18 protein-coding genes are annotated in these 23,933 nt (G+C 70.1%); 8 read left to right on the forward strand and 10 right to left on the reverse strand.

The genetic code is table 11. The annotated features are described in order from the left end of the window. Positions 1 to 11: 11 nt before the first annotated feature. From BLU27_RS11700 to BLU27_RS11710, 3 genes are all read right to left on the reverse strand, one after another. A complete protein-coding gene (locus tag BLU27_RS11700; protein WP_422386090.1) occupies positions 12 to 1,007 on the reverse strand; it encodes a hemolysin family protein in 996 nt (331 codons plus the stop codon). Positions 1,008 to 1,054: 47 nt separating this feature from the next. Further along, complete coding sequence (locus tag BLU27_RS11705) at positions 1,055 to 2,482, reverse strand: hemolysin family protein (protein ID WP_092653200.1); 1,428 nt, start codon at positions 2,480 to 2,482, stop codon at positions 1,055 to 1,057. A gap of 261 nt (positions 2,483 to 2,743) precedes the next feature. Further along, positions 2,744 to 3,301: a TetR/AcrR family transcriptional regulator gene (locus BLU27_RS11710; protein ID WP_092653202.1), complete on the reverse strand. Its 558-nt coding sequence runs from the start codon at positions 3,299 to 3,301 to the stop codon at positions 2,744 to 2,746. Positions 3,302 to 3,412: 111 nt separating this feature from the next. Between BLU27_RS11710 and BLU27_RS11715 the strand changes: the two genes are divergently transcribed. Together BLU27_RS11715 and BLU27_RS11720 are read left to right on the forward strand one after the other, a co-directional pair. After that, positions 3,413 to 4,312, forward strand: a complete 900-nt coding sequence (locus BLU27_RS11715; RefSeq protein WP_092653204.1) for an SDR family oxidoreductase — start codon at positions 3,413 to 3,415, stop codon at positions 4,310 to 4,312. Between the two features lie 49 nt (positions 4,313 to 4,361). Then, the gene (locus BLU27_RS11720; protein ID WP_092653206.1) at positions 4,362 to 5,963 is read left to right on the forward strand and encodes an N-acyl-D-amino-acid deacylase family protein; all 1,602 of its coding nucleotides are present in this window, start codon (positions 4,362 to 4,364) and stop codon (positions 5,961 to 5,963) included. 20 nt (positions 5,964 to 5,983) lie between these two features. Here the strand turns inward: BLU27_RS11720 and BLU27_RS11725 are convergent, their stop codons facing one another. Beyond that, positions 5,984 to 6,619, reverse strand: coding sequence for an endonuclease (locus BLU27_RS11725; protein WP_092653208.1), 636 nt, complete (start codon positions 6,617 to 6,619; stop codon positions 5,984 to 5,986). Between the two features lie 71 nt (positions 6,620 to 6,690). Between BLU27_RS11725 and BLU27_RS11730 the strand changes: the two genes are divergently transcribed. After that, positions 6,691 to 7,830, forward strand: a complete 1,140-nt coding sequence (locus tag BLU27_RS11730; protein WP_092653210.1) for a mandelate racemase/muconate lactonizing enzyme family protein — start codon at positions 6,691 to 6,693, stop codon at positions 7,828 to 7,830. A gap of 150 nt (positions 7,831 to 7,980) precedes the next feature. Next, the gene (locus BLU27_RS11735; RefSeq protein WP_092653212.1) at positions 7,981 to 9,171 is read left to right on the forward strand and encodes a mandelate racemase/muconate lactonizing enzyme family protein; all 1,191 of its coding nucleotides are present in this window, start codon (positions 7,981 to 7,983) and stop codon (positions 9,169 to 9,171) included. Positions 9,172 to 9,201: 30 nt separating this feature from the next. Here BLU27_RS11735 and BLU27_RS11740 read toward each other — a convergent pair whose 3' ends face one another. Further along, the gene (locus tag BLU27_RS11740) at positions 9,202 to 10,449 is read right to left on the reverse strand and encodes an enolase C-terminal domain-like protein (RefSeq protein WP_092653214.1); all 1,248 of its coding nucleotides are present in this window, start codon (positions 10,447 to 10,449) and stop codon (positions 9,202 to 9,204) included. A 103-nt stretch (positions 10,450 to 10,552) separates the two neighbouring features. On the opposite strand from BLU27_RS11740, the gene BLU27_RS11745 reads away from it, so the two are divergent. After that, entirely contained in the window at positions 10,553 to 11,614 is a 1,062-nt protein-coding gene (locus BLU27_RS11745) for a phosphotransferase family protein (protein ID WP_157728458.1), read from the forward strand. Here BLU27_RS11745 and BLU27_RS11750 read toward each other — a convergent pair. The 3 genes from BLU27_RS11750 to BLU27_RS11760 form a co-directional block, all read right to left on the reverse strand. Beyond that, positions 11,611 to 12,396, reverse strand: a complete 786-nt coding sequence (locus BLU27_RS11750; RefSeq protein ID WP_092653218.1) for a DinB family protein — start codon at positions 12,394 to 12,396, stop codon at positions 11,611 to 11,613. The genes BLU27_RS11745 and BLU27_RS11750 overlap by 4 nt on opposite strands. A 71-nt stretch (positions 12,397 to 12,467) precedes the next feature. Next, positions 12,468 to 15,140, reverse strand: a complete 2,673-nt coding sequence (locus BLU27_RS11755) for a DEAD/DEAH box helicase (RefSeq protein ID WP_157728459.1) — start codon at positions 15,138 to 15,140, stop codon at positions 12,468 to 12,470. A 304-nt stretch (positions 15,141 to 15,444) separates the two neighbouring features. Continuing rightward, positions 15,445 to 16,071 (reverse strand): DinB family protein, encoded by a 627-nt coding sequence (locus tag BLU27_RS11760; protein ID WP_092653222.1) that lies wholly within the window; start codon positions 16,069 to 16,071, stop codon positions 15,445 to 15,447. Between the two features lie 94 nt (positions 16,072 to 16,165). On the opposite strand from BLU27_RS11760, the gene BLU27_RS11765 reads away from it, so the two are divergent. From BLU27_RS11765 to BLU27_RS11775, 3 genes are read left to right on the forward strand one after another with little or no spacing between them, the layout of a single operon-like run. Further along, positions 16,166 to 18,028, forward strand: coding sequence for an ABC transporter ATP-binding protein (locus BLU27_RS11765; protein ID WP_157728461.1), 1,863 nt, complete (start codon positions 16,166 to 16,168; stop codon positions 18,026 to 18,028). Next, complete coding sequence (locus BLU27_RS11770; RefSeq protein ID WP_092653226.1) at positions 18,021 to 19,820, forward strand: ABC transporter ATP-binding protein; 1,800 nt, start codon at positions 18,021 to 18,023, stop codon at positions 19,818 to 19,820. The genes BLU27_RS11765 and BLU27_RS11770 overlap by 8 nt, the downstream gene beginning before the upstream one ends. 57 nt (positions 19,821 to 19,877) lie before the next feature. After that, positions 19,878 to 20,846 (forward strand): phosphotransferase family protein, encoded by a 969-nt coding sequence (locus BLU27_RS11775; RefSeq protein WP_092653228.1) that lies wholly within the window; start codon positions 19,878 to 19,880, stop codon positions 20,844 to 20,846. Between the two features lie 18 nt (positions 20,847 to 20,864). Here the strand turns inward: BLU27_RS11775 and BLU27_RS11780 are convergent, their stop codons facing one another. Beyond that, positions 20,865 to 23,009, reverse strand: coding sequence for a hypothetical protein (locus BLU27_RS11780; RefSeq protein WP_157728463.1), 2,145 nt, complete (start codon positions 23,007 to 23,009; stop codon positions 20,865 to 20,867). A gap of 333 nt (positions 23,010 to 23,342) precedes the next feature. Further along, positions 23,343 to 23,744, reverse strand: coding sequence for a PPOX class F420-dependent oxidoreductase (locus tag BLU27_RS11785; RefSeq protein ID WP_092653232.1), 402 nt, complete (start codon positions 23,742 to 23,744; stop codon positions 23,343 to 23,345). Between the last annotated feature and the right edge of the window lie 189 nt (positions 23,745 to 23,933).

Here is a 23,933-nt window from a genome sequence, read left to right on the forward strand (position 1 = left end):
TGTGACACCCGTCAGCCGGTCGGGGCGGGCTCCGGTGCCGTCAGGTCCTGGTGGGTGGTGAGGAGTTCGTCCACGAGGTCCTGCAGCGTCACCAACCCGAGCAGGCTCCCGTCCGGGCCCTCCACGACAGCCAAATGGCTGCGGGTCACCCGCATGGTGGTGAGGGCCTTGTAGATGGGCGTGCTCGCCGGCATGCGCGTCACCGGTGCCGTCATGAGGTCCCGTGCGGCGTGGTGCGGACGTGACAGCACGTCGCGTACGTGGACCACGCCGACGACCTCTCCGGCCTGACGTACGAGGAGCCGCAGGTGACCAGTCGCGCGGGCGGTGTCCCGGATCTCGGCGCCGGTGGTGTCCGGGGCGACCCCGGCGAGCTCGGCGGTCGGGGTGACGACCTCGCTGATCGGGCGGGAGTTGATCGCCAGCGCCGTGGCCAACTGATGGCGGCGTTCCTCGTCGAGGGCGCCCGCGGCGGCCGAGTGGTCGACGAGCTGGCGCAGCTCCTCCGGGCCGTGGCCGGTGGGAACCTCGTCGACCGGCTCGATGCCGATGCGGCGCAGGCACCAGTTGGCGAGGCCATTCAGGGCGAGCAGCGCCGGCCGGGTCAGCCACATGAACGCCCTCATCGGCAGCGCCAGCATGATTGCCGACTTCTCCGGATGGGAGATCGCCCACGACTTCGGTGCCATCTCCCCGACCACCAGGTGCAGGAAGGTGACCACGACCAGCGCGAGCACGAACCCGGCGACGTCGGCGACGGCCTCGGGAGCGCCGACCGCCTCCAGCGCGGGTGTCAGCAGGTGGTGAACGGCCGGCTTGGTGAGCGCGCCCAACGCCACCAGACACAGCGTGATGCCCAGCTGGGATCCGGCCAGCAGCAGTGACAGGTCGCGCGAACTGCGCAACGCGGCGCGGGCCGCCACACTCGTGTGCGCCGCCTCTTCCAGCCGGTGCCGGCGGGCGGCGATCAGCGCGAACTCGATCGCAACGAAGAACGCGCTCGCCACGATGATGAGGACCGACAATGCCAATGCGAGAAGGGGATCCAGGTCGCTCATCGGATGGCCCCCTCTTCGGCTCCGGTTCCGGCTTCGGCTTCGGCGCAGGCCAGGGTCCTGTCGTTCTTACGCAAGGTGAGCTTGACGCTCCTGGGCACCCGCCGGTCGACGTCCACCACCTGGATCACGAGCGTCCCGGGGCCTGAACCGTCCTCGTCCACGGCGGGCGAGCCCGTCAGGTCGAGGGAGTACTCGTCACCGGGTTGGGGCAGGCGCCCGAGGGTCTGGATCAACAGCCCGCCGATCGACTCGTAGTGCCCCTGGGGCAGGTCGTGACCCACCAGGCGTTCGACCTCGTCCACGCCGTAGGTGCCCGGAACCAGCCAGGTCCGGTCAGCGATGACCTGGTGCTCACCGGTGTCGTCCGGGTTGTGTTCGTCGGCGATCTCGCCGACGAGTTCCTCGGCGATGTCCTCCACCGTGAGTACGCCGGCCAGCCCGCCGTACTCGTCGACCACACAGGCGAACTCCTCACCGGCCGCGCGCAGCGTGGTGAGCACCTGGGGCAGGCGCAGGAACGTGGGCACCACGACGGGTGAACGCGCGAACCCACGCACAGGAAGTCGTCCGGCCTCGCTCTCGTGGCGGTCGCCGTCGACGGCCAGCAGGTCGCGCAGATGGACGACACCGATGATGTCGTCGGCGTCCGCCTGGTAAACAGGCAGTCTGGAGTGCGCGGTCGCCATGACCGCCAGCGCGCCGGCGACGGTCTCGTCCGCGCTGACACTGACGACCCTGGGTCTCGGCACCATCGCGTGTCCGGCGGTCGCGTCGGTGAAGTCCAGACTGCGGTCCAGCAGCACGGACAGGTCCTCGGCCAGCTCTCCGGTGTCGCGGGAGTGCTCGACGATCCGATGCAGGTCGCGGGCGGTCGCCGCGTGCTCCACGTCGTCCACCGGCGTGATGCGTACCGCCCGGAGCAAGACGATGGCGGCGCGGTCGAAGACGTGCACGACCGGACCGAACACCTTGAGATACAGGACTGTGGACCGGCCCAGCGCGCGGGCCACTTGTTCGGCCCGGGCGATCGCCCAGTTCTTGGCCAGCAGTTCGCCGAACACCATCTGTACGACGGTGACGAACAGCAGCGCGACCACGGCCCCGACGGCCGCGCCGGCCCCGGCCGGAACCCGGAGCCCGCCCAGCACCTGGGACAGGCCCGATCCGATCATCGGCTCGGCAACATAGCCGGCCAGCAGGCCGGTGACGGTGATTCCCAACTGGGCACCGGACAGCATGAACGAGGTGCGTCCGGTGATGCCGAGTGCTCGGCGGGCGCCGACGTCGCCGTCGGCGGCACGAACCTTGAGGCGGTTGCGGTCGACCGCCATGTAGGCGAACTCCTGGGCCACGAAATAGCCCGTGGCGGCGGTCACGGCCAGCACCACCACGACGCCGGTGAGGATGCTCAGCGCGACGGTCACCGACGGGCCGCCCTGTGGTGTGAGCCGGCGGACGCGGGTCGTACGTCCGGGCGGCTTGGGGGCCTCGCGGGACTCGTGCGGCTCGGGGGATGAGGAACGGGCTCGGTCAGCGCGACGCCCCGCGGGGCGCCGCGCGTACTACTTGGGTGCGGGTCCATTGCTCTCTCACTCGACTGCGGGTACTGGAACAGACGATCGGCGAACTCGGAATTGTTCCCCTGACCGGCGCCTGAATTGGCGCCGTCGGAAGCCGAGGGTTCGTCACGTCAGTTCGCGGAGTGCAGCCGCGGCGTCCGCCACGCATTCGGCGAAGCCGGGCGGTTCGTCGGTGGAGACCCAGCGCGCGAACGCGACGTGGAAGACGGTGACCGCACTGTGGGCGGCCAGGCTCGCGGTCGGCTCGGTCACCCCGCGACCGCGCAGTGCGCCGGCCGTGGCTTCGGTCAGGGCCGCGAGCTTGAGGAGTTCGCGTTCGTGCAAGCTCGGGTTGACAGCGATGATCCGGGCTCGGCGGACCGCGTGCTCGTGCCTTTCTGCCAGCAGGCCGCCCGCCGCCACCATCCCGGTCAGCGCGGCGTCGAGCGGGGCGAGGTCGGCCGGCGCTGCCGCGATCGCGTCGTGCGCCGTGCGTTCCATGACGTCGGAGCCTGCGAACAGCACCTCGCGCTTGTCGGTGAAGTGCCGGAAGAAGGTGCGCTCGGTGACCCCGGCCCGCTCGGCGATGTCGCCGGCGGTGGTCCTGTCGAAGCCGCGCTCGGCGAAGAGATCCATCGCGGCACGGATCATCCGGCCCTGCGCGTCCGGCTCCCAGCGGCCCATGGCGAGGAGTGTAGTGATGACAGTTACTGACATGAGGTGCTACGGTCCAGGTCGAGTCGCTGACGTCAGTCACTGACATGATCGTCCCTCTGCCAAGAAGGGAAGTCCGCAATGCGCGTTTTCGTCACCGGCGCCTCCGGCTGGATCGGCTCGGCGGTCACCGACGAGCTTCTCGCCCACGGCCACAAGGTGGTCGGCCTCGCTCGCTCCGACGAGTCCGCCGCCGCCATCGAAGCCAAGGGTGCGACCGCCCACCGAGGCGACATCGACGACCTCGACAGCCTCGCTGCCGGCGCGGCGTCCGCCGACGGCGTCGTCCATCTCGCCTTCAAGCACGACTTCTCCAACTACACCGGCGCCTGGCGCACCGAGCACGCGGCCGTCCAACGCATGCTCGACACGATCGAGGGCGGCGACCGGCCGTTCCTGATCGCCTCGGGGGTGGCGGCCGGTGTCTCCGGCCGACCGTTGACCGAGGACGACGAGTCGCCGTACTGGGGTGCGGACTCGATGCGGGGAGGCAGCGAGAACCTCGCCCTGGACTACGCCGGTCGCGGGGTACGCGCGGTGGCGCTGCGGTTCGCGGCGAGCGTGCACGGCATGGGCGACCACGGCTTCGTCGCGAGACTCGCCGAGATCGCGAAGGAGCGCGGAGCGTCCGGATACATAGAGGATGGTTCGAACCGCTGGCCGGCCGTACACCGATCCGACGCAGCGCGGATGGTCCGGCTGGCGCTGGAGAAGGCGCCGGCGGGCGCGCGGTTGCACGCCGTCGGGGAGGACGGTCTTCGTACTCGCGACATCGCCGCTGCCCTCGGCGACTACCTGGGCCTGCCAACGGTGCCGGTCGCTTCGGAGGACGCTGCGGCACACTTCGGCTGGATCGCACGCTTCTTCGGCTTGGACGCCGTCGCGTCGAACGTCCGTACCAGGCAGCTCCTCGGCTGGGAGCCGACCGGACCTACGCTGTTCGAGGACATCGCCGCCGGGGCGTACGCGCTGCCGGAATAGGCCGCCCGGCCACCGGCCGCCGGCCAAGGGTGCGGACTACGGTCAGGTGATGCTCGACCTCCTCGTCTGCGGCGGAACCGTGGTCGACGGCGACGGCGGCCGGCCGTACCCGGCGGACGTGGCGATCGAGGGCGACCGGATCGTCGCGGTCGAGCCGCTTCCCGGTGCGGCCGCCCGCCGGCGTATCGACGCCCGCGGCCACCTCGTCCTTCCCGGCCTGATCGATCCGCACAGCCACAGCGACTGGTCGATCCTCGCCAATCCGGAGGCACAGAGCACGATCCGGCAGGGTGTGACGACCGAGGTCGTAGGCAACTGTGGTGTCACGTACGCGCCACTCGGGCCGGCGTCGGCACGCCAGGCCGCGTCGACGCTGGCGGCGTTCGGATACGACGGTCCGGTGGACTGGCGCGGATTCGGCGAGCTCCTGCACAGCGTCGGCGCGCTCGGCACGTCGCAGAACCTCGCCTGGTTCGTCGGGCACAGCGCGCTGCGCGAGGCCGCCGGGGTGGGTTCGGGAACGCCCACCGGCGAGCAACTCACCACGATGCGTGGCCTGCTGGCGGAGGCGCTGGACGCCGGAGCGCTCGGCATGTCGACCGGGCTGGAGTACGGCGCCGGCCGCTCCGCCGGCACCGAGGAGCTTACCGAACTGGCCGGGGTGCTCAGCGAGTACGACGCGAGGTATGCCAGCCACATTCGCAACCGGGACGCAGCGCTCGGCGAGGCCGTGGAGGAGTTCTTCACGGTCGCCCGCGCCGCCGGCGGGCGCGCCCAGCTGTCGCACCTCAACGTACGCGAGGACACCGGAGCGGCGCCCGACGCGTGGCACCGTGCGGTCGAGCGGCTCGCGGCCGAACGCGCCGCCGGTGGCGACGTACTGGCGGACATGACGCCGTACGACGAGGGGATCGGCATGGCGACCGGGCTGCTGCCGCCATGGCTGCTGGCCGACGGCCCGCTGGAGGCGGCCCGCATGCTGGCCGATCCCGGCGTACGGGACCGGCTGCGCGGAGACTGCGACCGCTACTGGAGGTTCGTGCACCGGGGCGGCTGGGCTCGGGTGAGATTGCTGGCCAGTCCGGCCACGCCGGAGCTGGAGGGGCTGGCCTTCCCCGAGATCGCCGAGCGGCTCGGCGGCGACGAGTGGGACGCCTACTTCGACCTCCTCGCGGCGGCCGGGCCGGACCTTGCGGCGGTGCAGTTGCTCGGGCGGCTCTTCACGGGGGAGCACGTCGCCGAGGCGGTGGCGCATCCGCTGTTCTGTCTGGGCGTCGACGCGTTCACCAGCCGGGTCGACGGTCCGCTGGCGGCGCGGTCGCGACATCCGTTGTTCTTCGCGGGGCACGTGCACTACCTGGCGCACCACGTGCGCGACGCCGGCACGTTGCCGGTGGAGACCGCCGTGCACAAGATGACCGCCATGGTCGCGGACCACTTCGGGCTGGCCGACCGCGGCCGGCTTCGCCGAGGCGCCTACGCCGATGTCGCCGTGGTCGACCTGGTCGGGCTGCGCGAGCGGTCCACAGTCACAGCTCCCCACGCGTATCCCCACGGTGTCCCGTTCGTCGTCGTCAACGGCACCGTGGTCGTCGACGACCACGACCATACCGGGGTCCGGGCCGGCCGCTACCTTCCTCGCCTCCGGTGATGGGGGCGGGCTCGCCCCGGTCAGCCGCGCACGTCCTCGGCGATCTTCTTCGACAGCGACGCGCGAACGCATCCCGCGACCAGCCTGGGCAGGTCGCTGTCGCCGGCCAGCTTGCTCAGCTCGCCCGGCGAGGAGGGCAGACCGACCGTCTCCGCTCCCTTCGCGGTGCGGTTGTCGACGTAGGGCGCGAGGTCGGTCCACACGCCCTGGACCTCACGGCAGAAGATCGACGCGCCGGTGGGACCGATACCAGGTACGAGCTGGAGCAGCTTGGTCACCCCGGCGGCGTCCTCCGCCTCGGCGTGCAGACGGCGCAGGTCGCCCTTCCAGCGTTCGAGAACGAGGTCGGCGCCCTCACCGAGCATCGTCGACGTGCGTTCGTCGTAACGCCGGTAGTGCCCGCGCCCGAGAGCGTCAACCCGGTCCTGCCAGCTCGCGTCGCGCATCGCCTGCGCCGTTCGGTATCCGGCCCGGAAGAGCTCGCGGGCCGCCGCGACGGCGATGTCCGCGCCGATCCGGGCCGACAGCAACGCCGAGAGGACGAGCAGTTGGTACAGCGGCGAGGGTGCGTCACGCAGCCTGATGCCGGCCTCCTCGGCGTACGTCGTGCCGTGCCGGCTGATCACGGCCTGGGCGATCTGTTGCGGGGTAGCCATGAGGTGCTCATACCCTCGTTCGCGACAGGGATACGTGCGACAGTCACTGCGACAGTCACTGGGAGGAACCGATGAGGATTCGTGAGATCCGCGTTGCCGGCCTGCGGGGCGCGACGCCACCCGGCGGCTGGAGCGCGGAGTTGCAACCGGACGACGTCGTACACACCCTCGTGGCCGTCCACACCGACGACGGCCTGGTCGGCGTGGGCAGCGTGTTCACCAGCGAGGCGCTGGTCAGGGGAGCGGTGGAGGTCCTCGAACCACTGCTGCTGGGCGAGAACGCTCTGGAGCCCGAACGCGTCACCGAGAAGCTGCACCAGAACACGTTCTGGCTGGGCCGGGGCGGCTCGCTCACGCACGCGATCAGCGGCATCGACATCGCGTTGTGGGACATCCTGGGACAGGCGACGGGCCAGCCGGTGGGCCGGCTGCTCGGCGGACGCTACCGCGAACGTGTTCTGCCGTACGCGTCGCTGCTCATGGACGAGCCGGCGCCGCTGGCCGAGGAGCTTGAACGCCTTGCGGGACAGGGTTTCCGAGCGTACAAGATCGGTTGGGGCCCGTTCGGGCGAGGCGGTGCGACGACCGCGCAGGACGAACGCATCGTGGCCGCGGCCAGGGACGCGATCGGACCGGACGCCCTGCTCGCGGTGGACGCGGGTGGCAGCGACGCGCACTGGCAGGGCGACTACAAGTGGGCGTTGCGCACCTCCCAGATGCTCGCGGCGTACGACGTGGCGTGGTTCGAGGAGGCGTTGCGACCGGACGCACTCGAGGACTTCGTGGCGCTGCGCCGCAACGCGCCGGTGCCGATCTCCGGTGGCGAGGTGCTCACCCGACGCCAGGCGTTCACGCCGTTCCTGCGGGCCGGTGCGTTCGACATCGTCCAGCCCGACGTCACGAAGGTGGGCGGCCTGTCGGAGTCCCGCCGGATCGGCTGGTCGGCACAGGAGCACGGAGCCCGGCTCGTTCCGCACGGCTGGAACACCGCGGTCGGGCTGGCCGCCGACCTTCAGCTGGTGTCCGCGCTGCCCGACACCGACCTGGTGGAGTACAAGACCGGATCGCCCTACATCGACGAGCTCGTCGAGGACGGCTGGAGGCTGGACGCCGAAGGCATGCTCGCCATCCCGTCCGTGCCCGGCCTTGGGGTCACCCTCGACCCCGAAGCGGTGGCGTGCTTCACCGGCGGTGCCGACCTGCTCGGCTGAGCACGACGCCGGCCCTCGCGGCCCAGTGGGTGAGGTCGGCCGGGACCGGACGCGCCCGCCGGGCTCGGTTGCCGTTACCGGCAACGGAGTTCGCGGTCGGCGGTCCGGCGGCGAGCATGGGAGGCGTCGACGAGAGGTGGTGTCGCGCCGGTGAAGATCACCGCGGTGAAGTGCGCTGTACTCGGAACCAACCCGGTCGTCCGCATCGTGACCGACGAGGGGATCGACGGGCACGGAGTCGTCGAGTCGAGGAAGTACTACCTCAAGCCCGTCGTCGGCTTCTACGAGCAGTACCTCCTCGGCCAGGATCCGACCGAGGTCGAGCGGGTCATGCTGCGCATCCGCCGGATGGGCGGCACCAAGCCGTGGGGGAGCGCGGTGAGCGCGATCGAGATCGCGCTGTGGGACCTTGCCGGCAAAGCCGCGGGCCTACCCGTGCACCGGCTGCTCGGCGGGCGGGTACGCGATCGGGTGCGCGTCTACAACGGCGGCGTGCGGTTCCCGCGCAAGGGACACCGGCCCGAGGACTTCGCCGACGTGATGCGACAGATGAAGGCGGCACCACAGGGATTCACCATCATCAAGCAGGGCATCGGGTTCCACGACCCGATGGCGGCGGAGGTGGAAGGCTTCCTCTACGGCGAGGTGCGCACCGGCCCGCCGCATCCCTCGCGCGGACCGATGACCGAGCGCGGCCTCAACCACGCGGTGGAGTGCGTGCACGCGATGAAGGAGGTCCTCGGTGACGAGGTGGGTCTCGCCCTGGACTGCGGGCCGGGATGGACGGTGCCGGACGCGATCAGGTTCGCCCAGCGACTGGAGCCGCTGAACCTCTTGTGGCTGGAGGATCTGCTCGCCGGTGACTACGTGCCGTACGCCGACGCCGGCGCCTACCGCGAGGTGACGCGGGCGACCTCGACGCCGATCCACACCGGCGAGCAGCTCTACCTGCGACAGTCGTTCCTCGAACTCGTCGGCAACCGCGCGGTGCGGGTGATCGGCCCGGACCCGTGCGACGTCGGCGGGCTGGCCGAGCTGAAGTGGGTCGCGGAGTACGCCGACATGCACGGCGTACTGATGGCACCGCACGGTGTCGGCGACGGCGTACTCGGCATGGCCGCCCTGGTGCAGGTGTCGGCGACGCTGCCGGACAACTACGTAGCGTTCGAATACCCCGTCGCCTCGCACGACTGGTGGTACGACATTGTGGAGGGACTGCCCGACCCGATCGTGCGCGACGGCCACATCGAGGTGTGGGACCGGCCGGGCCTCGGCGTGACGCTGGTGCCGGAGGCGGCGAAGAAGTACCTCGCGGACGAGGACCGCGACTTCTTCGACTGACGTACGTCAACGTACGCCTGACAGCACCGGCTACCAGCGCGGCAGGGTCGGGTCGTAGTCCGGCCGCACGCGGCGCATGTAGCCGGTGTCGTCACGGACCTGTCGTCCGGAGCGCAGGTAGTCGGCGTGCCGGCGTTCGAGGGCGTCCAGGTCGAGCTCGACACCCAGCCCCGGCCCGGTGGGGACCGTCAGCGCACCGTCGGCGAACCTCAGCACACCCGGCCGCACCACGTCGTACGCGCCGTTCCACGGGTAGTGCGTGTCACAGGCGTAGGTGAGTTCCGGTGTGGCCGCGGCGGCGTGCGTCATCGCGGCCAGGCTGATGCCGAGGTGGGAGTTGGAGTGCATCGACAACCCGATGCCGAAGGTGTCGCACAACGTGCCGAGCGCGACCGTTCGGCGTAGCCCGCCCCAGTAGTGGTGGTCGGAGAGAATCACCTGGACGGCGTCGAGTTGGACGGCCCTCGGCACCTGCTCGAAGGCGACCACGCACATGTTCGTCGCCAGCGGCAGGTCGGTGCCGGTGGCGACCTCGGCCATGTCGTCGACGCCGAGGACCGGATCCTCCAGGTATTCCAGGACGGCCTCGAGTTCGGCGGCGACGCGCTTCGCGGTCGGCACGGTCCAGGCCCCGTTGGGATCGAGCCGGACCGGATGATCCGGGAACGCCGACCGCAACGCCTTGGCGGTGGCGATCTCGATGTCCGGTGGGAAGACCCCGCCCTTGAGCTTGAGCGAGCCGAAACCGTACTCGTCGATCATCCGCCGCGCCTGTGCCACCATGCCGTCCGCGTCGAGCGCCTCGCCCCAGGGGTCGGGTGTGCCGTCGTACGAGCCGTCGGGATGGTCGGCCCACTTGTAGAACAGGTACGCGGAGTAGGGAACCGTCGTACGCACCGCCCCGCCGAGCAGGTCGTGGACGGGGCGGCCGGTGAGCTTGCCCTGAGCGTCCAGGCAGGCGACCTCGATGGCGGAGTGGACCGCCGTGCGCTGCCGCTGGGTCGGTCGCGGCAAGGCGTCGTTGACAGCGGCGTCGATGACCGCCTGGAGTGCTGTCGTGGCGAAGACGTCGTGGCCCACGAGCCGCGGGGCCACCAGCCGGAGGAGGTCCAGGTGGCGGGCGTCGCCGGAGGACTCGCCGAGCCCGACGACGGCGTCGTCGTCGAGGACGAGGCGAAGGACGGTGCGCAGCGCCAGCGGCTCGTGGACGCCGTTGGAGTTGAGCAGCGGCGGGTCCGGGAAGGCGATCGGGGTGATGATCAGCTCGCGGATTCTCACCGTGTCGAGCCTACGGACGAAGGGCCGCGGGCCGAAGGACAGCAGGCGTACGAAGGCCAGATCGGCCAGCACGGGTCGGTCCGGTCAGGGTAGGTTCGGCCTGGTGAGCGAGCTGAGCATGTACGCACAGGCCGAGGAGGTTCTTCGGCGTCATGGCTACGGCACGTCGGATCTGGCGTTCGTGGGAGCCGGCGCGCAGAGCGCGTGCTACGGCACCGACGAGGTCGCGGTGCTGCTCAGCCGATCCGCGGACGCGGACCGGGTCGCCGATCTGACCGGCCATGTCGTTCCCGGTAGCGAAGCGAGTACGACGTGCAACAACTACGCCGTCCTTCGGTGGCTGGCCACCCGGGCCGCCGACGCGGGGGTGCGGACGCCGCGGTTCCTTGCCGTCGGCGAGGAACCTCGCCCGTACGCGGTGGTCGAACGCGCCACCGGGATCCTGGCCGCCGACCACCCGCGGGTGGCGGAGCACGCGACCGCCTGGTTCGGTCAACTCGGTGAGGAGCTCGCGAGGACGCACCTCGTGCGGACGACGGGGTTCGGCATGTTCGTTCCGGACGGGGCAGGCGGGTATCGCGGCCGGTTCGGGACCTGGGTCGAGTACCTCGACAACTGGCTCGGCGTGCATCTGTGCGTGGGCCGGTCCCGTCCGGAGGACCAGAAAGTCCTGGACCTCTTCCTCGCGCAGGGCATCGTCACCGAGGGGGACCTGGCGCTGGTGGCGGCGAAGGTGCGGGAGGCGCAGGAGTGGCCGGTGGCCTCGGTCCTCACCCACTACGACAACCGGCTGGACAACCTCGTCGTGGACTCGGGTGGCGCGGCCGACACTGACAAACCTGACGGCCCTGACGGCCCTGACGGCGCGGGCCGGATCACCGTCCTGGACTGGGGCCTGTCGCTGGCCGGGATCGGGATTGCGCAGGAGCTGATCAAGCTGTTCGAGACCGAGCCCACCTCGGTCGAGAGCCCTCGGGTGGCGGCGTTCCTGCGGGGATACGGGCTGTCGCTCGCCGAGGCGGTGGAGGCCGTCGAACGCGGGAAGCTGATGCTCGTCATGGACGGACTGGGGATGTCGTACGGCTGGGCCGACGATCCGGACCGACTCGGCGGCATCCGGGCCTGGCTGCGTACGGTCAGCCGCCTCTGCCGCGAGTGGGCCTAGGGCCGAGCCTGGGGACGCGCTTCCAGGGCGTCGAGGTCGCGCTCGGCGTAGAGCCGGTGCTGCCATTCCTCGTTCAGGACGCACAGCAGGACATCGCGTACGGGGAAACTGATCGGCGGCGGCCACCCCGGACCCTCGACCGGCTCGGTGTTCGCCGCCAGCGACTCGTCGGTCAGGCCCTCGACGACCTCGCGTACGGTCGCCATCCGGTCCTGGCGCAGCGCGAGCACGGTGTCAAGCGGCGGTTGAGCCTCACGGTCCCAGGGAACTCCTGGGGTTTCCGGCATCTCGTCCCAGGGCAGGTCCAGGGGGTCCCAGGGCGACGGATCACCGAGGATGGCGCGCCTGACCCAGGCGTCGGTGGCGAACACCAGGTGCCGCAGCGTCTGGACGAACGACCACTCGCCGTCGACCGACTTGTGCAACAGAGCCGGGTCGAGCCGCCGGGCTCGCACCACCGTCGCTTCCCACAGGCGTTCCACGACGTCCCAGGCCTCGCGAAAGCCGGCGGGGTCGATCGGCCGCATCCGGGCGCGGTCGGGATGGCGCCGGTCCAGCTCGGCCTCGACCAGCGGCGCGACGTCCACGCCGTTGATCGTGAGGTTTCTGACCTCGCCGGTGATGTCGACGTCGACCAGTTCGACGCCACGCATCACCGCGCCGGAAAGCCAGACGCCGCGGAAGGTGGCCCCGGTCAGGTCACTGTTGCGGATCTGCGCTCCCCGCAGGTCGACCCGCTCGAACCGAGTGTCGCGCAGGTCCTTGTCCACGTACTCGGCCACGGCCAGACCGTACCGCCGCCGGCTGGCGCCCCGCCAGTGTTCGGCGCCGGAATCGCTCCGCGGTCATCACCTCAGCGGGCGTCGTCTGCCACGACGGCGCCGCGACGTAACGCGACGACCGCCTCGGCCGCCGCCTGCTGGTGGCCGCCGGGGACGGTGGCCAGCTGGTCGAGGAGCTCGGCCACCTGACGGATCTCGCGTACGACGTCACCGACCAGTACGCCGCTGCCGCCGACCGCGACGTCCAGCGGCAGGCCGGACCCCCATCGATGCACCGGCACACCGAGTGCAGGTTCGGGATGCGGCGTCGGGGTCAACCCCTCGGCGATCTCGTCGGCCTGGACCTGCCTGGTGATGGCCCGAACGGTCTCCCACCGCCGGGTCAACTCCGCCGTGGCGAGGCCGGTTGAGGCCGGCCCTCCGAGGCGGGTGCGGGTGGTGAACCAGGACGCGGCGGAGGCGAGCGAGGCGGGGTCCAGGTCGTCCAGGAGGCCGGCCACCAGACACTCACCGAGCAGCAGCCCGGAGGGATGGAACAGTCGCCGTATCCCCTCACCGGACGGCGTCAAGGTCAGGTTGACGAGGTGCCGTCGGCGGCGGAGCAGGGCGAGCACTCGGTCGAGTTCGGTGCGGACACCGGTTGTCACCACCGCGAGCGAGTCGTGCAGGTCCTCCACTGTCGTGGAAAGTTGGTCACGCCGTACGAGCAGGCGCCGCTGGGTCACCGGGCGCTTCGGCTTCGGGCGCGGCCCATGGGACGTGGCAGGCTGGAGTCTTTCGAGCGGAAGGTCCAGAAGTGCCAGTGCGTCCACTGCCCGTTTCGCATGTCCACGCTGCGTGGGCTCCCAGTCCGGCAGGTCGAGGTGATCGAGCACCGCGGGTCCGCCGCGCAGTGTCGACGGCGTGAGCTGGAGGCGTCGTCCAGTGCTGTGGATGGCCTCGACACAGACGGTGCCCCGTTTGGTGCCGACGGCCAGAACGACCGCAGGGCCGTACTCCGGACGCCCGGTGTCGACGACGACATCCCCAGGCTTCAGTACGGCGAGTCCCGGGCCCGGATCCGTGCGTCCGGCTGGGGCGTGGGGATCGGCACCCGGATCGGGTTCGGCGTGCCGTGGCGAGTCGGCGAACTCCGTGAGGTCCTCCTCGACGTCGGCAAGCTCGGCTTGACGTTCGGCCAGATCGCTGCGCAGGATCGCCGCCTGGTCCAGCGCACAGCGGTGCCGCAAGGACGACTCCACCGTGGCGTACGCCTCGTCCATCGAGCCTGTGCGGACGAGGTTCAGCGCCATCGCCGGCGTGACCCGGAAAGCCGACCGGATCGCCGCGAGGTGGCCCCCGGCGAGCGCACCGACCCGCTGGAAGGGGACGTACGGCGACCACGGCACCACCACGTGGCCCACCTCGTCGATGCCGCGGCGCCCTGCACGGCCGGCGAGCTGGGCGAACTCGCCCGCGTCGAGCACCTCTCCGCCGGCCCGGGCGACCCGGTCGATCACCACGGTGCGGGCGGGAAGGTTCACTCCCAGGGCGAGGGTCTCCGTCGCAAAGGCAACCTTGACGAGCCCCTCCCCGAACGCCGCTTCCACGACGTCGCGCTGGACCGGTGCCAGACCGCCGTGGTGAGCCGCGACGCCGGCCTCCAGCGCGTTCTGCCAGCCGGCGGCGTCGATCGCGCGAAGTTCCCCGCCCGACAGGGGTGCCAGCGCCCGGCTGACGAGCGACCGGATCCGTACCCGTTCGGCCTCGGTGGTGAGCTGGAGATCACTGGCCAGGCAGTCGGCGACCGCCTCATCGCAACCTGCCCTTGACAGCACGAACCAGATCGCCGGGAGCAGGTTGTTCGCACGCAGGTGGGCGATCAGGTCGTGCCGGGTGGGCGGCACAGGCCGGCCCCGGTCCCGGGCTCGCAGACCCTCGCCCCGGGTGTCCCGCCGCGCGCCGTCGAGGAGTTCGGCCGTGGTGTTGAGCTGGCCGTCGACGAACACCGGCAGCAGCATCGGCGCGGTCCGGCGCAAATTGCCGACGGCATAGAGATGGTTGAGCCTCACCGGCCGCTGGTCCGCGACGACGAGTTCGGTGGGACCATGGACCCGGGTGAGCCAGTCGTGCACCAGGGCGACGTCGGGGATGGTCGCGGACAGGCACACCAGCGCCACGTCTGCCGGAGTGTTGATCACCACCTCCTCCCAGACCGCGCCGCGGTCGGTGTCCTGGAGGTAGTGGAACTCATCGAGCACGACGACGCCGAGTCGGTCCAGCGCCGCCGCCCCCGACGGGGGCCGACCGTCGGTGGACCTGTTCGCAGCCGCGTTCGCTCCGGGTGCATGCCTGGTGCCGCGTACCTCGTACAACATCGCTCGCAGCACCTCTGTCGTGACCACGAGCACGGGCGCACCGGGGTTGACCGTACGGTCCCCGGTGATGAGCCCGACCCGCTCGGGACCGAGGCGGGCGGACAGGTCGCGGTACTTCTGGTTGCTCAGGGCCTTCAGCGGGGTGGTGTAGACGGCGGTGGTGCCGGCGTCGAGGCTGCGCGCCACCGCGTAGTCGGCGACGAGCGTCTTGCCCGCACCGGTCGGTGCCATGACGAGAACGGACCGGCCGGAATCGAGGCCGTCCATGGCCTGGATCTGGAACGGGTCGGGCTGTACGCCGAGATCGTCGAGGAAGGCGCTACGAACGCGAGGGCTGTGAGCGTGCGGGAGAGTTCGCGGGGAAGTCGAGGTCGACTGGTCGGACAAGATGGGCTCCGCGGAGTCGTGAGCCACCGTCTCGTCCGTGCGGTCAGCGAGCCGGGCGGGGCGGTGGCGCGGGCATGATCGGCAGGCTCAACGCCGACACCCCCTTCCTCTGCCACTTCGTCACTTTGCGACCGGCCGTGGATCCCCGCGGTCCTCCCACGGGCTCCGGCCCAGGTCGAGGCCGCGGCCAGCCTGCCCATGGCGATCCTGACCCGTCAAGCGGATTGTTCGCCGAAGCCGAGCCCTTCGAGGTACTCGTGCAGACGCCGAACGACTATGTTCGTGATCCTCTCAGGGCGCCGTGTCAGCGACCGTCGATGTGTCGCCACGCGTAAAGATCGCGCAGAGCGCCGATCTGAGTACCGTGGTGATCCACCTCGGTGAGCGTGCCGGCGATGAAGTGCGCGGCCGGGCGCGCGGGACCCGGCGGTCCCACCGCGAGCGGAAGGACTCCGGCGGCGTACGTGTACCCCGCGGTCGCCACCTCGAGCTGGTCGTCATCGGCCCGCTCGATCGCCTCGCGGAGTCTCTGCCAGCCCTCACGCAACGCGGTGACGGCTTCGGCAGCGCGGGTGAAGACCGGGTGATCGGTCAGGTAGGGGGACGTCCAGCCGCTGGCCATGGTGCGCGTCCCGCCCAGGAAGTCGATGTCGCACAGACGGCCCGGCATCGATCCGATGTGCCAGTACAGCCACGCGATGGTGGTCATCGGGACCGGGGCCGGCTCAGGTATCTCGAAGTCGGCCACCCATTCACCGACACCGAAGGGATTCGCTGTCCTGCACTGGCCTTGCCGACGAATGCTCCAGGTCACCGTGAACGGCTCCCAGAAGAACTCGTCATCGGTCAGCTCCTCCCAGGCGCGGGCAAGGGTGAAGTGCTCGATCGAGCGCATCATCTCCAGCAGCGTGTCGGCTCGTTTCCCGGTCATGAGCGCGCATCGTAGTCAACGCCTCTTCCCACGCTTTGATGCAGCGACACAAACGACGATGCGCCCGCCCTGCTCGACTGGTAGAAATTGTCGGATGTTCGCGCTGGTGCGGTTCTCGATCACGACGGCGCCGAGGGCCGGCGGTGGCTTGGTGGGGCTGGCTGCCCTCAGCGCTGCGACAAGCCTCGCCGTGACCGTCCTGGTCGGCCAGGTGATCGGCGCGACACCGGCGTTCGTGGCCGGCGACCCGGACCACTCGTCGATGCCGGCGTTCGCTCTGCTGGTGGCCGCCCTGGTCCTGGTCTTCACCCTCGACGGTGTGCTGACGGTCGTGCTGAGCATGCTGTCCACGCGACTGACGTACGACGTGGACGTGGTGATCCACCGGGCCATCACGGCGACCATGACAGCGTCGGCGAGGATCGGCCATCTGGAGTCACCGGCGGTGGAGGACGAGTCCCGCCGTGCACGAGGTGTCGGCAACCGCGCTATCTGGGTGGGCCTGGTCGCGCTGGCGGAGCTCGTTCGTTCACGGCTGCTGGCGATCGGTTCCGCGGTGGTCGTGGGTGCGTTGTTCTCCTGGCCGGTCGCCCTGGGATTGCTGGCAACGACGTGGCTGGTCGAATGGTGGTCGGCGCGCATCTCGGGAATCGAGCAGGTGACCTGGCGTGCCGGCACCCGCACCGGCCGGGAAGCCGACTACGCGTACGAACTGGGCATGGGGACCGCGGCCAAGGAGCTTCGGGTGTTCGGGTTCGCGCCCTGGTTGAAGAACCGGTATGTCCGCGACTGGCGCTCGGCGATGGTTCCGTTGTGGCGGGTACGCCGGGCGGCGACCTTGCGGACCACGGCCGTGTATGCCGCGCACCTGGCCGTGCTGGCCGTCGCCGTGTGGCTGCTGGTACGGAATGTCAACGCGGGCTTGCTGGGACTGACCGAGGTCGCGACCGTGCTGGCTGCTCTGCTGCGCTTGGCGATGTCGGCGAACGGCACCGCGGCCGCGTCGATGGAACGCGCCACCTCGTCGTTGCGCGCGCTGCAGCGGCTGCCGAAGACCGCGCGGGCGGTGCGGGCGGGCGACACCGCGTTGGAAGGTGGGCGCCCCCGCCGCGATGCCGGCGAGACTGGCCCTGCCGACGTCCCGTTCGATCCGCCCAGGCCGCGAACCGGTCCACCCGACGTACGCCTGGAGGACGTGTGGTTCCGCTACCCGGGTTCCAACGTCGACGTGCTGCGTGGACTCACCCTCCGGCTGGGTGCCGGTGAGGCGATCGGCCTGGTCGGCCTGAACGGCGCGGGCAAGTCGACGCTCGTGCATCTGCTGGCAGGCGCCTACCGGCCGACCGCGGGCCGCGTCGTCGTCGACGGCGTGGACCTCGCCGACCTCGACGACCAGGAGCTCGCGGCCTGGCAGCGCAGGCTGGCGCCGGTCACCCAGGAGTTCCTGCGACTGCCGTTGACCGCCAAGGAGAACGTCACTCTCGCCGAGCCGGCGGACGCGGCCCCTGACCGGCTGGTCGCGGTGGCGGCAACCGCGGCGATCGACTCGGCGATCGCGGACCTCCCGCGGGGTTGGGACACCGTGCTGGACCGGTCGGTCACCGACGGCGGAGAGCTCTCCGGTGGGCAGTGGCAGCGCCTGGCCCTGGCACGCGCGTTGTACGCCGTGGACGCGGGTGCGGGCTTGCTGGTGCTGGACGAACCCGCCGCAGCGCTGGACGTACGCTCCGAGGCCGAGCTGGTCGACCGCTACCTGCGGATGGCCACCGGTGTGACGTCCCTGCTGATCTCGCACCGGTTCTCCGTCGTACGCAACGCCGACCGGATCTGCGTTCTGGACAAGGGTGTGATCGCAGAGCAGGGCACGCACGCGCAGCTCCTGGCGACCGGCGGCCGGTACGCGCAGATGTTCGAGCTGCAGGCCGCGCGCTACGTGGGAGGTACCCCGAATGCGTGACCGCTGGGAGTCGCTGGCGACGCTGGTCCGGCTGACGTTCGCGGCGTCACCGTGGCTGGCCACGACCGAGCTGGTGCTCGTGGTGGTGATGGCAGTCGCCGGTCCGCTGCAGGCGTACGGCGTGGCGCGGATGGTGAACGCCGTGACCGGGCAGGGTTCGGTGACGGCCGCCGCCGTGATCCTGTTCGCTGCGCTGGCGCTGGCGTTCGGCGGCCTGGTGCTGTCGGAAGCCGTACGCCACCGGCTCGAGGACGGCATCGAGCTCAGCCTGCAGCGTGAACTCCTTGACCTGGCCACCGGTCCGCCCGGGATCGGCCACCACGAACAACCCGAGATTGCCGACCGGATCGGTGCCGCCAAGGAGGAGTTCCGCCGGCTGAGGGGCACCGCGGGCACCATCGGCAGCGGGCTGGCCGTTCTGGTCAGCACCGTCACCGGGCTCGTCCTGCTCGCCGGCATCCATCCTTTGCTGTTGCTGCTGCCCCTGTTGGGATTGCTGCGGCTGTGGGCGTCGGCATTCGGCGCGCGGGAGTTCCGGCACGCGATCACCGCGACGATGCAGCACCACCGGCGCCTCGACAGACTGGCCGAGATCGCCGCTCATCCCCGGCACGGCCTGGAGGTTCGTGCGTTCGGCCTGCGCGGACTGTTGACCGACCGGATCGGCGAACTGTTCGAGCAGCAGAACGAACCACGGTGGCAGGCGCGGCGCAAGGGGCAGTTGCTGGAGATCGCGGCCCGGGTGCTGTTCGGCCTCGGTTACGGCGCGGCGATCGTCTTCGTCGTCTGGCTGGCGCGTGAAGAGCACGCGACCGCCGGCGACGTGACCATGGTGATGCTGCTCGCGCCGCAGACCGACCAGGCCGCGCAACGCCTGTCGGACACGGTGAGGGTGCTGATCGCGTTGCTGGACGTGGCCGGGCACCTTCGCTGGCTGCGCCGGTACGTCGGCGAACAGGTCGCGTGGGAAGGCGCCGCACAGCCCCCACCCGCGTTGAGGCACGGCATCGGGCTGCGCGAGGTGTCGTTCACCTACCCGGGCACGCAGCGCCCGGTGGTCCGGGATCTGACCGTCCACCTACCGGCCGGGAGTACGGTGGCCCTGGTCGGGGACAACGGCGCGGGCAAGACGACCATGGTGAAGCTGCTCAGCCGGCTCTACGATCCCAGCGCGGGCACCATCCTCGTCGACGGCACCGACCTGCGCACCATCGACCACGAGGCCTGGCGGAGCAGGATCTCCGCGGGCTTCCAGGATTTCGTACGGTACGAATACACCGCGCGTGAGGTGATCGGACTCGGCGACCCGGCCCGGCTGCCTGCACCTGATCAGGGCGATCCTGGTGAGAGTGATTCGGCGTACGACGCGGCCATCGAGGCCGGAGACGCGCGCGCGGTGATCGACCGGCTGCCCGACGGTCTTGACACCCGGCTGGGCACGAGGTTCGGCGGCGCCGACCTGTCCGGCGGGCAGTGGCAACGCCTCGCGCTCGCACGCGCGTTCCTGCGCGAGCGACCACTGCTGGTCCTGCTCGACGAACCGGCGGCGGCGCTCGACCCCGAGTCAGAACATGCGTTGCTGGATCGGTTCAACGCCGCGTCCGCCGCCACCCGCGCCACCGGCGGCATCACCCTGCTGGTCTCCCACCGGCTGTCGACCGTACGGATGGCCGACCTCATCCTCGTCTTCGACGAAGGCAGACTCGTCGAGGCCGGCGACCACGACACGCTCATCGCCGCCGCGGGTGCGTACGCCGAACTCTTCGAACTCCAGGCCAGCGCCTACCGATAAGGCATGCCGGAGCGCGGTGACACGATCCGCGGGTACAGCTGTCGACGGGAGTGATCCATGGAGGACGAGCCGTCGGAGTTCACCCGTCGACTGCATGCCGGGTTCGGTGTCTCCGCATCGACGGTGGTGGAGACTGCTCGGCGGGCGACCGGCGAGGGCGTCCGGGCCTGTGAGCGCATCGTTCGCGGCCACGTCAACGAGGTGTACAGAGTCCGTACCGACAGCAAAACCTTCTTCGTACGCATCGACCGGTCCGGTGACGCCGACTTCGCCGCCGAGGCCTGGGCCATGGGCGAGGCCCGCCGCGTCCACGTCCCGGTGCCGGACGTAGTGCTCGTCGACCGCGCGCGGGACGACGAGGAGGAGCTTCCGGTGATGGTTCTCTCCGCCCTGCCGGGGCGTCCGCTGGCAGACGTCGAGGCGGAGTTGTCTCCAGTACGGTTGCGTGCGGTCCTCACGGACGCGGGGAGGCTGCTCGCGACACTGCACTCGGTTCGTACGCCCGGGGTGTGGAAGCCGGAGGCCGACGGCAGGTGGAACACCTGGGACGAGATCAGGGATGGCGTCCTGGCCGAGCGTAGGTCAGAGCGTCCGGAACTACGGTCGGCCGGACTGTCGGAGTCCGAGGCAACCGTCGTCCTGGAGTTGGTCGCACGCTGCGTCGACGAGTATCCGTGGAACGACCCTGTGCTCTGCCACGGAGATTTCGTTCCCGACCACATCTTCGTCGATGACGATCTCCGGATCACCGGGTTGCTGGACTTCGGGATGTTCCACGGCGGCCCGCCCGTGAGCGATCTCGCGTACCTGCGGCTCGTCCGGCCCGACCTGAACCAGGATGGTCTGCTCGCGGGGTACGGCGTCAGCGCCGAGGACCGGGAGTGGCTCCGGCAACGGGATCTGCACGCGGTCACCCACGCTGTCGGGTACGTCGCACACAGCGTCAGGGTGGGCAACGCGGTGCAGACTGCGGCTTACGTGAGGTCCCTACGTTCCCTCGTGGATGACCTTCGACAACGCCGATAGCCGCGCTACGTCGAGAGCTCAGCGGCCGTTCCTGACCGCATTCCACAGCATGTCGCGTTCGGTCGTGCTGAGCTGTCCGGTCCCCGCGAGACGGTCCAGCCACCGCTTGACGGTCGCTGTATCGGAAGTTCTGCCGGCACGGCGCAGGAGGAGGTCCTGGAGGGTGCATCCCGGTTCCAGGAACCGGTTCCGCACCGTCGTGGTCTTTCCGAACAGCGTCACGTAGTCACGGTTGTCCGGTGTGGAACACCTCGTCGCCGCCGGGGTGTAGCGGCCGAGGTGGAGGAAGTTCGTGAATCCGTCGGGCCGCAGGAGCGTCCACATCGCCCCGTCCGGCGATGGTTCCAGGCGGAGCTGGGCGTCGGTGACGGTCGTCTGCTGGGTGAACGCCAGCGGATCGACGACCACCAACGAACTACCCGCACTCACGTAGAGATAGCCGTTGGGGTGGAAGACCAGCTCGCCACCACTCGCACCGAAGCCGCCGCTCACCTTCAGCCGTAGGGATCTGGTCACCGCGAGGGTGCCGGGATTCGCCTCGAAGAGCGTGCCGTCCGCCAGCCCGTACAGATGCCCGTTGTGGACGGTCAGCGCGTTCACCGACCCGGCACCAGGGACAGGAGAGACGGAGCGGACCACGGTCTTGGTGTCCGGGTTCCACCGAACGAGTTTCGCGTCGCCAGGGGCCGGTTCGGTCCCGGTGCCGCCCTGGGTGGACGTTCCGGCGTAGACGGAATCATCGAGGAACGCCAGCGACGCGATCGTGTGGTCGGGTACGACGTTGCGGGTGACCTCCACGGTCTTCGTGTTCGGGTCGAGGACGGCGATCGCGCCCCCACGCAGGCCGTAGTCCGGCTCGGTCCCGTACCAGATCTTCCCGTCGTGTTCCTTGGCCTCGATCGGCCGGATCTGGCTATCGGTGTCCTGCAGCCTGGCGTAGGTCGTCAGGGGAGTGCCGGTCTCCTCGGGGAGGCTGACGAGTGAACCGTTGGGGTAGGTGCCGGCGAACACCGTTCCGTCATGGAGCGTCCAGTCCTCGACCTGGCCGACGCGGGCGACGGGTGACGAGGTCCCGGTGGCCACGTCGTACGCACTGGTGTTGCCGTTGAGGAACGCGTCCACGAACACCTTCGAGCCGTCGTGGTTCGGCAGGACATGCTGCAGAGGCGACGGCGACGCGGTGATCTGGAACTGCAGCGAGCCGGACTCGCCGGAATCGATGTCGTAGCGGAAGCCACCGCCGGAGTAGTTGCCCGCGAACGCGTAGAGCACATCGTGGCCGTTCTCGGTGTCCCAGCCGTAGCCGATGAGCGCTCCGCGCCGGGAAGTGACCCCCGTGCGTTCGACGGTGTGGGTGGCCAGGTCGTAGCGAACGACGTGCACCGCGCCGTTGTAGACGGAACTCGTGTAGACGCCGCCGCGCATGGCGGTCGAGACCCCGCGCGCGGACATCGGATACGAGGTGGTCACCTGGCCGGTGTCGCCGTCCACGACGGGTATCTCGGTGTTGGTGTTCGTGTCGACGGCACGCAGCATGCCGTCGTAGTTCACCAGAATCTGGCCGTCGGCGTAGTCCAGGTCGGCGACCGCGGAGGCGGGTTTCGCGTTCGGGGCAAGAGGAATCTCGCCGATCTGCTTTGTCGTGAGATCGAGCCGGAAGACCTTGCCGACCGGGGCAGTGCCGACGTAGAGCGCGTGGTGAACCGGGTCGTACGCGGTGGATCGGGCGTACTTGATGTCCGGGTCGTCGGTGATGCGGCCGAGGTCGGTGAAACCACTGCCGGGCTTGAAGGACCACACGTGCGCGTCGGGGTAGGAGCCGCCGTAGACCGTCCCGTCGCCCGCGACGGACAGGCCGTACAGATAGGTCGCCTCGGATGTCGCCTGTCCGAGGTCCGTCATCTGCTCGGTGGCGGGATCCCACTGGAACAGCCGTCCCTCGTAGAAGGTACCGACGTAGACCTTTCCGTCCGGGGCGACCGCGATCGTCGCGTCTCCGGAGGCGCCGGTCATCGTGTACCGCCCGAGTTGCGTGGTCGGGTCGGGGAAGGTGGTGGCCGAGACGTTCAGCTGTGCGTTCTCGCCCATCGGTGCGGCGTACGCGGCCAACCGGCCGTCCGGAAGGTGCCCGAACGCGCCCTCGACCACCGTGAGCGAACTCATCGGCGATCCGAGGTCCTCGAGCTCGCCTCTGGGTGCCGCGGGAGCGACGTAGCTGGACGGCAGGGGACTGTTCTCCGAGTCGTCATCTGCCGCTGCGTGGGCCGAGGCCAGCGGTGTGGCAAGCGTGCAGATGGCTGCGGCAGTCACGAGCGCGTGGGTCCAGGTACGCCTGACGGGCATGGCTCCTCCAAGGCGGACGGTTTCGGTTAGGACCGTAACCCCTGACCCGAAGCCGTCAAGGGAGCCGAGGCGGAGTTGGCCATCCCGGTCAGGGAGGTGGTTCGCTCGGCGGGCGCGAGCGAGCACTGTTGTCCGGGCCGGCGAGTCGGCCGCTCAGACGTCCCGGGAGTTACGGCCAGGCCCGTCGAGGTTCCACGCCAGGATCCTGCGCGGGTGGAGGCGGGCGAGGACGTTGCCGAACCCCTCGCGCAGGGGCTGGTCGGCCACCAGGAGCTCCGCGCGCGCTCGGATCTCCAGTCCACGGCCGGTCTGCCCACCTGGGCCGACCGGCTCGGTTGCCATGTCGTCCACGACGAACGAAACCCTGGCGTCGGCGCGGATGTTGCGAACCTTCTGGGTGGCACCGAAGTTCGGGCCGCTGACCTCGATGCGATGGGTCGCGGTGTCGACCCAGAAGGCGACCGGCGTGACCTGCGGACCGCCGGGTCCGAGGGTTGCGAGTCGTCCCAGCGGTTGGCCGAGGAGGTAGCGGAGTTCGGTCTGGGTGAACGTCATGACTCGATCGTGAATCGTCAAGCGCGGTTGAGGTCAAGCGCGGTGCTTTGGCGGAGGTGAGGTCAATGAGGAGGCTGGGTGGTGGAAGTCCTTGTGGACAACCCTCGCGATCGCCGAGTGCTTTGTCCTATTGTGTCCAGGTGTCGAAGCGTGCTGCGGAGTGCCTGATGTCGCGGAGCGTTCGGCGAC

It is taken from the genome of Actinopolymorpha singaporensis (genome assembly GCF_900104745.1).
Taxonomy (GTDB): domain Bacteria; phylum Actinomycetota; class Actinomycetes; order Propionibacteriales; family Actinopolymorphaceae; genus Actinopolymorpha; species Actinopolymorpha singaporensis.